Source organism: Clostridium ragsdalei P11 (genome assembly GCF_001675165.1).
GTDB classification, from domain to species: Bacteria; Bacillota; Clostridia; order Clostridiales; family Clostridiaceae; genus Clostridium_B; species Clostridium_B ragsdalei.
In genome coordinates this window covers 1-12,542 of sequence record NZ_LROS01000007.1, presented here as the reverse complement: position 1 = coordinate 12,542, position 12,542 = coordinate 1, and the positions used below count along the sequence as shown (strand labels likewise).

General features: G+C 30.5%; 10 protein-coding genes and 1 riboswitch. All 10 genes read right to left on the bottom strand.

The features are described 5' to 3' along the window. Positions 1-31 precede the first annotated feature (31 nt). Complete coding sequence (locus CLRAG_RS03315; protein WP_065077070.1) at positions 32-1,225, bottom strand: type II secretion system F family protein; 1,194 nt, start codon at positions 1,223-1,225, stop codon at positions 32-34. Beyond that, positions 1,222-2,898: a GspE/PulE family protein gene (locus CLRAG_RS03310; RefSeq protein WP_065077069.1), complete on the bottom strand. Its 1,677-nt coding sequence runs from the start codon at positions 2,896-2,898 to the stop codon at positions 1,222-1,224. The genes CLRAG_RS03315 and CLRAG_RS03310 overlap by 4 nt, the downstream gene beginning before the upstream one ends. Before the next feature lie 209 nt (positions 2,899-3,107). Continuing rightward, positions 3,108-3,623 (bottom strand): type II secretion system protein, encoded by a 516-nt coding sequence (locus CLRAG_RS21205; protein WP_420808090.1) that lies wholly within the window; start codon positions 3,621-3,623, stop codon positions 3,108-3,110. 324 nt (positions 3,624-3,947) lie between these two features. Next, the gene (locus tag CLRAG_RS03300) at positions 3,948-4,697 is read right to left on the bottom strand and encodes a prepilin peptidase (RefSeq protein WP_065077136.1); all 750 of its coding nucleotides are present in this window, start codon (positions 4,695-4,697) and stop codon (positions 3,948-3,950) included. A 53-nt stretch (positions 4,698-4,750) separates the two neighbouring features. Then, positions 4,751-4,834: riboswitch (cyclic di-GMP riboswitch) on the bottom strand. A 68-nt stretch (positions 4,835-4,902) separates the two neighbouring features. Then, positions 4,903-6,228 carry a putative bifunctional diguanylate cyclase/phosphodiesterase gene (locus tag CLRAG_RS03295; RefSeq protein ID WP_242872085.1) on the bottom strand — a complete coding sequence of 442 codons (1,326 nt, stop codon included), beginning with the start codon at positions 6,226-6,228 and terminating at the stop codon, positions 4,903-4,905. Positions 6,229-6,904: 676 nt separating this feature from the next. After that, positions 6,905-7,471: a dTDP-4-dehydrorhamnose 3,5-epimerase gene (gene rfbC / locus CLRAG_RS03290; RefSeq protein WP_065077135.1), complete on the bottom strand. Its 567-nt coding sequence runs from the start codon at positions 7,469-7,471 to the stop codon at positions 6,905-6,907. A 169-nt stretch (positions 7,472-7,640) separates the two neighbouring features. Beyond that, positions 7,641-8,513 (bottom strand): dTDP-4-dehydrorhamnose reductase, encoded by an 873-nt coding sequence (gene rfbD, locus CLRAG_RS03285; protein WP_065077067.1) that lies wholly within the window; start codon positions 8,511-8,513, stop codon positions 7,641-7,643. After that, positions 8,510-9,412, bottom strand: a complete 903-nt coding sequence (gene rfbA / locus CLRAG_RS03280) for a glucose-1-phosphate thymidylyltransferase RfbA (RefSeq protein ID WP_083985525.1) — start codon at positions 9,410-9,412, stop codon at positions 8,510-8,512. Before rfbA ends, rfbD begins: the two co-directional genes overlap by 4 nt. A gap of 211 nt (positions 9,413-9,623) precedes the next feature. Next, on the bottom strand, positions 9,624-10,679 hold the full coding sequence (gene rfbB / locus CLRAG_RS03275) for a dTDP-glucose 4,6-dehydratase (protein ID WP_065077066.1): 1,056 nt from the start codon (positions 10,677-10,679) through the stop codon (positions 9,624-9,626). A gap of 315 nt (positions 10,680-10,994) precedes the next feature. Then, entirely contained in the window at positions 10,995-12,362 is a 1,368-nt protein-coding gene (locus tag CLRAG_RS03270) for a mannose-1-phosphate guanylyltransferase/mannose-6-phosphate isomerase (RefSeq protein WP_065077065.1), read from the bottom strand. Between the last annotated feature and the right edge of the window lie 180 nt (positions 12,363-12,542).

Genomic DNA, 12,542 nt, shown 5'->3' with positions numbered 1-12,542 from the left:
ATTTTCCTTAAAACTAAATATAATTTTTATTTTATTTCACCCCCTGTGCCATTTGAACTATAGGTAATGCTACTCCTAATATAACTACCCCAACAATTAAACCTATAACCAGAGTTAAAATAGGTTCCACAAGTGACATAATTCTAGCAACTCCTGTTTCTACTTTCTCATCATAAATGTCAGCCAGTTTAAACATAATCTCATCAAGCTTACCTGTTTCTTGTCCTACTCTCATCATCTGCGTCACAAGCGGCTTGAAAATATTCTCACTTTCAATGGAATCAGCAAAAGTTGTACCCCCAATTAGCTGGTTTTTAACTTTATCTATTTTTTTCGATATAAACACATTTTCTACAACAAGCTGCACATTATCCATTATAGTTATAATAGGAATTCCAGACTTTAAAAATATTCCCATACTTCTGGTAAACCTAGCTGTTATAATATCTAGCTTAACATCTCCTAAAATAGGAATTTTTAACTTAAACTTATCAACAAAATATGCAACTTTAGAAATTGTATTTATATATTTTAAAAAAATTACTGCTATAATCGTACAGATAATTATATACATATAATTATTATCAAAAAAATTCATAATACCAAGTACAATTACTGTTATAGCAGGTAATTTCATGTCTTCAAATAGACCTTTTATTTCAGGAAATACAATAAAATTAAAGAATACAAGCATTCCTAGTGCTACAATTAAAATCAACATGGGATACACAGCTGCACTTTTAATCTTACTTTTTATACTGGCCTCTTTTTTATAAAAACTCTCCATGTTATATAGTACGGTATCTAAATTTCCACTGATTTCTCCTGTTTTGACCATATCAATTAATAGTTTTGGAAATTTACCACAGCTTTCCATAGATACATCCAAACCATTTCCTTTTTTTATACCATCCGTTATATTTAAAATTATTTTCTTCATATTCTTATTTTTAATTTGCTGCTCCATTATTTCAAGTCCATTTAAAAGACTTATTCCTGAATTTAAAATCATAGCAGTTTGCCCACAAAAATTAGCCAAAATTTCATTATCAAGTTTCTTATCTAAAAACTTAAATCTAGATAAACCAAATTTTTCTTTTACATATATTACTTTCAACCCTTTACTTTTTAAATTTCTAAATGCTTCATCAGCATCATTATCTTCAATTTCTTCCTTTATTACATTAAATTCATCATCCCAAGCTTTATATATAAATTTTTTCATATATTATCTCCATAAGTAGCCCTTAACATTTCTTCAACAGTAGTTACTCCATTTAAGACCTTATTTATACAGGATTTCCTTAAAGTATTCATGCCCTTATCCACAGCTAATTTTTCAATTTTATTTTCAGTATAATCTGTATCTATAATATTTTTAATGTCATTATCTATTTCAAGTATTTCAAATATACCTATCCTTCCTCTGTAACCTGTATTATTGCACAAGCTGCATCCTTTACCTCTCTTTAGTTTAACCGGTTCTTTAAGTCCAAGTATTCTCATTTCTCTCTCATCACTCATATATTCCTCGGCACAACTTGGGCATATCTTTCTAACCAGTCTCTGAGCTATAACGCCTGCTAAAGTAGAAGATATAAGAAAAGGCTTTATGCCCATATCAAGAAGTCTTCCAATAGTTCCTACTGCATTATTGGTGTGGATAGTTGATAGTACCAAATGTCCTGTAAGTGCAGATCTTATAGATATTTCCGCCGTTTCATTATCCCTTATTTCTCCTACAAGAATTATATCAGGATCTTGTCTTAGTATGCTTCTTAAGCCGCTGGCAAAATCAAATCCTATTTTAGTATTTACCTGCATCTGATTAATACCTTTTAAATTATATTCCACGGGATCTTCTATTGTTATTATATTTTTCGATACATCATTTAATATGTTTAATATAGAATATAGAGTTGTAGTTTTACCACTTCCGGTAGGTCCTGATACCATTATTATACCATAGGGACTTGTAATCATTCTCTTTAGTTTCATTAATTCATCATTTTCAAGGCCAATTTTTTCAAGATTCATTGAAAAGCTGCTCTTATCAAGCAGTCGCATTACAATTTTTTCACCTAAAATAGTTGGAATGGTAGAAACTCTAATATCTATTGTATGCTGCTTAACTTTAAAGTTAATTCTGCCGTCCTGGGGTATCCTATTCTCAGCTATATTTAAACTGGCCATTATCTTTACCCTGCTTATTACAGCAGAAAGCATATCTATATCTGTTCTCATAATTTCCCTAAGCATACCATCTACTCTAAATCTGACTCTCATTTCTTTTTCATCCGGTTCTATGTGAATATCCGAAGCATTGTATAACATTGCATTTTCAATTATAGTATTTAGAAATTTTATAACTGGTGCAGCTGTTTCGTCAGCTAACTCCTGGTCATTTTCCACTGTCCTATTTGCAAAGTTTTTTCTATAATCCTGTACTGCTTCTTGTGCCTTACTTTTTCCATAATATTTATCAATATTTTTCAATATACTATTTCTAAGTGCTATAGCTGTTTTAACATGATAGCCTGTTGCTACTTTTATATCCTCTATGGCAAAGTAATTTAAAGGATCACTCATAACTACAAGTAAAGAGCCATTTACAATGTCTATGGGAATAGCCTCACGTTTTTTTGCAGTACTTACAGGTAAAATATCTATAATACTCTGGGATACATTGATATTATCTAAATTTATCAAAGGTATTCCAAGCTGTTCTTTTACTGCATTAACTATCTGCTCATCTGTTGTAAATCCCATATTTACAAGTACTTCTCCAAGTTTTTCACCTGATTCCTTTTGCATTCTGAGAGCCTTCTCCATAACTTCTTCAGTTATAACTCCCTCATCTACAAGTATCTGTCCCAGACGTTTTTTTATTTTTGGCATAATAAACACCTCCTTAAATCATTATATTAACTTTCACACATATAAAATTCTAACTTAATATAAAAATATTGTGAAGCAAAACTTCGCAAGTTAAGAATTAATAATGAAAAATCCACATTAACTATTAATTCTTCATTCTTAACTATTAATTAAAAAAATTGAGTCATTATATTATAAAGAACATGGAAAAACCATGTTCTTTAATTGCTTTATTTAACTTTAAATGTTTGAGTAAGATCTCCACCTTTATCAACACCAAAAACAACATATCCATCCTTACATACATAAATTACAACTTCACCATCGGCACCATCACTAGCGCTTGTCTCTACGGTATCTACTGTATTATTTGTTGCACCTGATGATTTATCAGCAACTGCAACTGATGCTTTAGTTTTATCAAAAGGATTAACTAATTGTTCACTTGAGCTTGAACCGGTAGGTACAAAAGTTGATGAATCTAAACTAAAATTTGATGCTATTGCTGTTTTCAAGGTAGCCGCATTCAAGTAACTATCAGCTCCTCCGTTATTGGTAACCTTCGTTTCCAGATAGCCCCTTACAGTATTTACATTAGTAGTTACACCTGCATTTTTAGAATTGTTCTTAAATATTTGAGATTTAGGAATTAAAACTACAGCAAGTATGGCAATAATAGCAAGTACTATCATGAGTTCAATAAGTGTAAAGCCCTTTTTCTTTTCTAATGTCATTACATTTTCCACAGACATCCCATCCCTTCATTAAAATAACTCAATAGCTCAACTTTCCATATATGGAATTTGGGCTTAATATAAAAAAATTGTGAAACAATTTTTTAAAGAACAAAGTTCAAAGTTCAAATATCAAATAAGGATAATTTTCTTCCTAACGTCAGAAAATATTAAAATTATAGATTTCCTGAGGTACGATGGAAATCATCTTTATATGTTCTTTGTTATTTGAACTTTGTTATTTTCAAAAGCTTTGTTTCGCAATATTTTTAAACTATGAAAGTTGATTTAAAATAACATATTATAAATTAATATATGTCTTACATTACCCTTTTGCTATAAATACCAATTTACAATATTTTGTCCACAAAATACTGTAATAATAGATGCTAGTACAATAAATGGTCCAAAAGGTATGTAGTCTTTTCTTGACTTCTTTCCTGACAGAATAAGTATTACTCCTGCAGTGGCTCCTATAATAAAGGATAAAAACAACATTAGGAAAGTAAGTTTAAGCCCGAGAAACAAGCCGCACACAGTACAAATTTCTGCATCTCCCCATCCCATGCCACCTTTTGTTATGAGAATGATAAGAGCTAAAAGTCCACCGCCTACTATACCTCCATATACATATGTCTTTATAGGCAGGCCATTATAATAATATATTCCTAAAAATATAAATGTAGAAATCAGACCTACTACTGTGGTTTTAAAATAAATGTCAGTGGTATTCAAATCTATCATTCCTACCACAATTAAAATACTTATAAATACAATATATTTTACAATATCTATGCTAATTCCAAATTTAACATAAAGCATAGTGTACAACAAACCAGTTGTAAATTCTATAATAGGATATCTTGCAGATATCTTCTCTCCACAATTTCTACATTGTCCCTTTAAAATAACATAGCTTACTATAGGAATTAAGTCATACCATTTAATCCTGCTGCCACAATTTGTACAATGAGAAGGTGGATACACAATAGATTCCTCCATTGGTATTCTATATATGCATACATTTAAAAAACTTCCTATTATGGTTCCAAAAACAAAAACAATAATACTACAATAAATATACATATGCACTCCATTTTTAGGGTTAAATAAAGCCTTATGATTATAAAAAAGCTCTATAATCATAAGGCCGGTTGCATCATTAACTCAATACACACCAGATGCCCATATAAAGTGCGTATTTCATTGTTTCCCATTAATATATTAAATCATTTATTATGATTTTACCATAAACTTCACCAAAATATAAGTGTTTTTAAAACTTTGTACTTTATTTTTTACTTTCTGAAAAGATGCTATTACCTGGCTTACTAAAGTTTGATGTTTTCATAAAATTTACAAGATCATTGGAACTAAGAGGTTTTCCAAAGAAAAAGCCCTGTACATTAATGCAATTAGCTTTTTCTAAACATTTAAGCTGCTGTTCTGTTTCCATACCTTCTGCCACTACCTCCAAATTTAAGTCATTTGCAAGATTGATAAGATGTCTTACAATAGTAAACTTTTTTTCAGATTTATCTATACCATTAATAAAAGATCTATCTATTTTTATTCCATCTATAGGCACACTGTATAGGTAATTTAAAAATGAATATTGAGTTCCAAAATCATCAACAAATATTTTTATTCCCATATCTTTTATATTTCTCAAGGCAGATGTAATTTTTTCAGTAGAATTAATAGCCGTCCTCTCAGTTATTTCAAAATTAATATATTCAGGCTTAACCTGCGTTATTTCCAATATATTTTTAATAAAAGTAATAAAAAAATCATCTTCAAATTGTCTTATAGACAAATTAACAGACATAATTAAATCGGAGTATCCAAGGCTATGAAGTCTTTTTGCCTCAAGACATGCCATATAAAAGACAATTCTGCCTACTTTCTTTATTTCGCCATTTCTCTCTATTCCATCAATAAAATATGAAGGTGTTAGTATCCCAAACTCTGGATGATTCCATCTGATAAGAGCTTCCACTCCATAAATCTCACCGCTGTTAACGTTTACCTGTGGTTGATAATATAATATGAACTCATGATTAATCAAAGCATCTTGTATATCAGTTCGAATTTTTTCTTCCATAGCATTATTTTCATACATATTAACATTAAAAAATTCATATGTGCTGCCGCGTTCTTTATTTGCACAATTTAAAGCTATACTTGCATATTTAAATACATTACCAAGCTTCATATCATCATAGGGATATAAAGAAATTCCTAGTTTTATTTCCAATTTTAATTTTTTATCTGCCAATAGAAACGAATCATCACTTATTTCCATTATTCTTTCTACAATCTCTACAGAACTGCGTCTAGATTTTATATTAGGTACTATAATAAGCAATATGTTCCCGCCAAACTTATAAATATATGATTTTTGATTAATAAGACGTTTTATCCTGTTCACAATATTATGCAATAAAACATTGCCGTATTTGTACCCTAATATATAATTGCATAAACCTAAATTAGACATATTAAGAAGACATATTGAGAAGCTATCTTTTTCCTGTACATATTTATACATAAATTCATCAAAATTATAGATAGAATAATTTAAGTCATAATTGTAAGGTAAGAAATCCTTTTTCATGGACAATATATCACCGCCCTTATATTTTGATAAATGCTCCAAAATATAATTAATTTCATATTTTAATAACTTATTATATCATACATTTAGATTTAATTCAAATTAATAGGATAATTGTATAAAATTAACTTGTATAAATAATACCTTGAATAAAATTAAAACCACCAATTAGCTATCATATAACTAACTGGTGGTTAAGCAAATCCTAACTCTTTTGAGTACTCTGATCTTACCTGAATATTCATCACCCTTTTTCAATTACCATTACAATGTATTAATACACTATAAAAATTTAATTTATTATTTTTCTTCAAACACACTTCTAAAAACACACTTCTAAAAAACTTCAATTAACTTTCTACCAAAAGACTTACCTTTAAAACTATACTGCTTTATTACATAACACTTTAATCTAAACTTACCAAATTTCATACATTCTTGTTGAACATTCTTACAAATTAAATATTCACAAGTATTTTTCAGATATTCCTTATAACTTATTCCAGTGAATATTTAATCATATTTACTTTCGTTCTAAATAAGTGTATTAATATCTGATTTTTTAAACTTTCTACTGCTTTAAAACAATTTCCTTAGTACTCTTTTTGAGTTAGGATTGCTAGAAGAAGTTGTATCTTTCTTCTTGGTTTTATTATATAGTAAACGTTTAAATAAGTCAACACTTTTTTATATTATTTTTGCACTCCTTCAGTGTAGGCCATAACTTATCCCTTTCAGAAAAAATAATATTGTCAATTTCCTCAAGAGGCCATTTTATATTTATATCAGGATCATTCCATATAATACCGCCTTCATCTTCAGGATGATAAAACTCAGTACATTTATAGCAAAATTCTGCTTCGTCTGAAATAACTAGAAATCCATGGGCAAATCCCTTTGGAATATAAAATTGTTTCCTGTTTTCTTCAGATAATGTAACCCCTATCCATTTCCCATAGGTAGAGGATCTCTCCCTTAAATCTACAACAACATCAAATACCTCCCCTTTTTCTACTCTCACCAATTTTCCTTGAGAATAGTTTTTTTGAAAGTGAAGTCCCCTTAAAACGCCCTTCTTAGATTTAGATTTGTTATCCTGAACGAACACCTCATTAAGACCTGCTGACTTAAAATCATTATAGTTATACGTTTCCATAAAATAACCTCTGTTATCCCCAAAAACACCTGTTTCTATTATGTACACACCTTCGATATCTACCGGTTTAAAATTAAATTTACCTATTTCAATCATATCCCTTCCTGTTCAATTCACAATTCACGATGCACAATTGAAAGTTCAAATAACAAATATCAAATGTGGAAAATTTTCTTCCTGTGTCACAAAATAATTATATTCATTTTGCCTATATCAAAATTTCATTATTTGTTCTTTGATATTTAATCTTTGTTATTTATTTTCGTATAAAGGATTTAAGTGCATCTTCCCACTGTCTCATGCCATCACCAATGCTGCACCGGAGCATCATATTATCAAGAGAAGAAAATTCCGGTCTTTTAGCTGCCCTGTTTAGTTTTTCCGAAGTCATAGAAGATACAGTGCAGTCTATGCCAGCATACTCCACAATTTTGCAGGCAAAATCATACCAGCTGCATTCACCCTTACCACTGCAGTGGTATATACCATATTCACAAGTAAGAGCAAGCTTTAAAATATGATAAGCAAGATCTTCTGCATTAGTAGGATTACCTCTCTGGTCATTTACCACATCTAAATGTCCTTTTCCCTTTGCAGCTTTTAATATAGTATATACAAAATTTTTACCGTATAAACCATAAAGCCAGGACGTCCTTATTATAAAATACCTGCTAGAATTTTCTCTAATATACTGTTCTCCTAAAAGTTTAGTCTTTCCGTAAACACTAACAGGATCAGGCAAGTCATATTCCCTAAAAGGTATAGTACCCCTGCCGTTAAAAACATAATCAGTAGAAATATGTACAAGTTTTATTTTTGTATTTTGTGAAGCTAATGCTAAATTTCTAGCTCCTAAGGAATTTACTTTAAAGGCACTTTGAAAATCAGTTTCGCACTTATCCACATTAGTATAAGCAGCACAATTTACAACTATGTCCGGTGCATAATCAGTTATAAAGTCTTTGACATCATTTAATTTTGTTATGTCCAGTTCTTCCCTGCTGGTGAATCTTACTTCAGCATCAGAATAAACTTTATCAAGTGCTCCTATTTCAGATTTTCCTCTGATTAAAATTTCTCGCAGCTGCCCAGCAAGCTGTCCTTTTCCTCCTGTAATCAATATCTTCAATTGTATTCACTCCTAAAATATGAATGATGATTTTTATCAAGTAAGCCTAAAATATATTTCCCATAAGCAACTTTTTTAAGAGGCTCTGCCAGCTTTATCAGTTGATTGTCATCTATATATCCTTCTCTATAGGCAATTTCCTCTATACAAGCTATATAAAGTCCCTGCCTTGTCTGAACAGCCTCTACAAAATTAGCGGCATTTAGAAGTCCCTGGGGAGTTCCAGTATCAAGCCAGGCCATTCCTCTTCCAAAGAGCTCCACTTTAAGTTTGCCTCTTTTTAAATACTCATTATTTATGTCTGTAATTTCAAGTTCTCCCCTTGAAGAAGGTTTGATATTCTTTGCTATATCCACCACATCATTTGTGTAAAAGTAAAGCCCTGGTACTGCATAATCGGACTTTGGCTTTGAAGGTTTTTCCTCTATGGAAATAACATTGAAATCATCATCAAATTCCACTACACCAAAATTTTCAGGGTTACTTACATGATATCCAAAAATAGTTGAACAGTTATGTCTGTCTGAAGCAGCCCTTAACCTTTCGGTAAAGCCATATCCATGAAATACATTATCCCCTAAAACAAGAACTACATCGTCATTCCCAATAAATTTTTCTCCAACTATAAAAGCCTCAGCAAGTCCCTTTGGCTCATATTGCACTTCGTACTGAAAGTGAAGTCCAAGCTGACTTCCATCACCAAAAAGTTCTTTAAAAGCACCTGTATCCCTTGGTGTCGATATAATGAGAATATCGCGTATTCCAGCTAGCATAAGTACAGAAATTGGATAATAAATCATAGGTTTATCATATATTGGAACAATCTGCTTTGATATTGCCTTAGTCATTGGGTAAAGTCTGCTTCCAGAACCACCGGCGAGTATTATGCCCTTTCTCAAAGTTTAACACCACCTTTTTTAATTAAGAATTAATAGTTAAAAATTAATAGTTATGGATGATTTCCAATTGAAAGTTTAAACATCAATTAAAGTTCAAAGTTCAGATAACAAATATCAAATTAGGAAGATTTTCTTCCTGCGTCAGAAAATAATTATATTTATTTTGCCTGTAGCAAAATTTCATTATTTGTTCTTTGATATTTGAACTTTGTTATTTATTTCTGTACATTTTCTCATAGTATTTCTTATACTCCCCTGAAGTCACATTATTCATCCAATTTTTATTATCTAAGTACCATATTATAGTTTTTATTATTCCGTCCTCAAATTTTGTTTCAGGATACCAATCGAGTTCATCTTTGATCTTTGTAGGATCAATGCCATATCTTCTGTCATGCCCTTTTCTATCTTCTACATATTTTATAAGATTTTCATCTACAGAAGAATCTACATTGTCATGTATATATGAAATTATTGTTTTAACTATATGAATGTTTGTTCTTTCATTATGGCCGCCTATGTTATAAACCTCTCCTAGTTTTCCGTTATTAATAACCATATCTATAGCCCTGCAATGATCTACTACATAAAGCCAGTCTCTTATGTTAAGTCCATCACCATATACAGGAATATCTCTTTTATTTAGACAGTTGTTTATGACAAGTGGAATGAGTTTTTCAGGGAATTGATAGGGGCCATAGTTATTGGAACACCTAGTTATATTCACAGGCATTTTATAAGTATCAAAATAGGCCTTTACCATCAAATCAGCAGACGCTTTACTTGAAGAATAAGGGCTGTGAGAATCCAGTGGAGTTTTTTCCGTAAAGTAGCCTTCCTTTCCAAGCGACCCATAAACCTCATCTGTGGAAACCTGAAGATATTTTTTGCCCTGTTTAAATTCACCTTCTATAGTCCATGCATTTCTTGCAGTATCCAAAAGTGCGGCAGTTCCCATCACATTCGTTTTTACAAAAGTTTCAGGGTCTTTTATGCTCCTGTCTACATGAGATTCTGCTGCAAAATTTATTACATAGTCTATATCATACTTTTGAAATAGACTATGCAGCTTTTCTCTATCACATATGTCTCCCTGGATAAAGCTGTAGTTAGGGTTTTTAGATATGGTCTTTAGGTTTTCAAGATTACCTGCATAAGTGAGTTTATCATAATTTATTATTTTTACATTTAAGTATTTTTTTAACATATAATGAATAAAGTTAGAGCCAATAAAGCCTGCTCCTCCTGTCACCAGGTATGTTTTCATATAGGTATCCCTCACTTTTTTAACTTATTTAAAGTTATATAACTCAACTTTCACAGTTTAAAACCTTTGCAAAACAAAGCTTAGCAAGTTAAGAATTAATAATGAAGAATTAATAGTGAAGGATGATTTTTAGCTATCGCAAAAAATCTTTAAATTTATATAAATCGGCACTGTTTCGCTTTAGCGAAACAAGTGGTTAAAAGCTTAATTAAAAATTTTTTGTAGTGTAACGGAAAAAAATCCACATTAACTATTAATTCTTCATTCTTAACTATTAATTAAAAAAATTGCTTCGCAATATTTTTAATTTTCACATCAGTCATCATCAAATCTTACAATATCATCTTCTTCTAAATAGTTCCCCATCTGAACTTCAATAATCTCAAGAGGTATCTTCCCTGGATTTTCAAGTCTGTGTTTTTGTCCAGGTTTTATAAAAATACTTTCTCCTGCAGGTACCAGCTTTTCTATATCATCTATTGTAACTTTTGCCATACCATTAACAACTATCCAATGCTCACTTCTATAATAATGCATCTGATAGCTTAACTTTTTACCCTGGCTTACTTTAATCCTTTTAATTTTAAATGAATTTTTCTCTTGCTCTAGAACTTTATAATTCCCCCAGGGTCTGTAATCCTGGACATGATATTCTACCCTACTATCATTTCTTTCTTTTAAAGCTTCTACAATTTTCTTTACCTTTTGTGACTGGTCTTTTTTACAAATAAGCAAGGCATCTCTATTATCAACTACAATTAAATCATTAATACCCACAGCTGCAACTAACTTGTCTTTTTCCGAATATATGTAATTTTCCTTTGAATCAATAAGTATACTATCAGCATGAGATATGTTATTATTTTCATCTTTATCAAAAACTTCATAAAAAGAATCAAAACTGCCAAGATCATTCCAGCCTATATCTACGGGTTTAACTGCAATATTTTTACTTTTTTCCATAATGCCGTAGTCCATTGAAATTTTTTTATCTATTTTTCTAAAAGCTTCCTTTATGGTATTACTACTTTTAAAAGCATTATATATATTTTCAGCATAAAGCTTTACTTCATTTATAAATATCTGAGTATTAAACATAAATATTCCTGCATTCCAATAATATCCCCCATTAACATATGTAACAGCTGTCTCATACTCCGGCTTTTCTTTAAACTCTTTTATTTCATATCCATTTAATTTTTTATTTCCCGGTGCAATATACCCATATCCGGTATTCGGACTATCCGGTTTAATTCCAAAGGTTATAATTGAATCTTTAGTTAACGGTTCTGAACTTTTAATAATATTTGCAAATTCCTTACCTTTTATAATCATATGATCAGAAGGAAAAACAACTACTGTATCATTACCTTTTTTAGCTATTTCATAAACACCTGCGTAAATTGCAGGGAGAGTATTTTTAACTTCAGGTTCAACAATTATATTAGATTCATTATATTTATAATCTAATTCTTCAACTTCACCCATTACTAAAAATTTATACTTTTCATTGGTTACTACATATATATTATCTAAATCTGCCAATAATAAGCTTCTCTTAAAGGTTTCCTGAAATAAGGATGGTTTATTACCTTGCAATTTAATAAATTGTTTTGGATACCTGCCACGACTCAGCGGCCATAGTCTTGTTCCACTTCCACCTGCCAGGATTATTACTTTCATTACATCAATCCTCCCTTTAATTCAGCTTCTTAATTTAATACATTTGTTACTACTATAGGGTTTCTAAGTGATAATTTAACTTATACTAGGAAACTTCTAGCATAAGCTAATGAATGAATCTTAGCAAAATTAGAATTAAGTTCGTCAAAAAGAATTTTAATATCTGATACTAATTCCCAT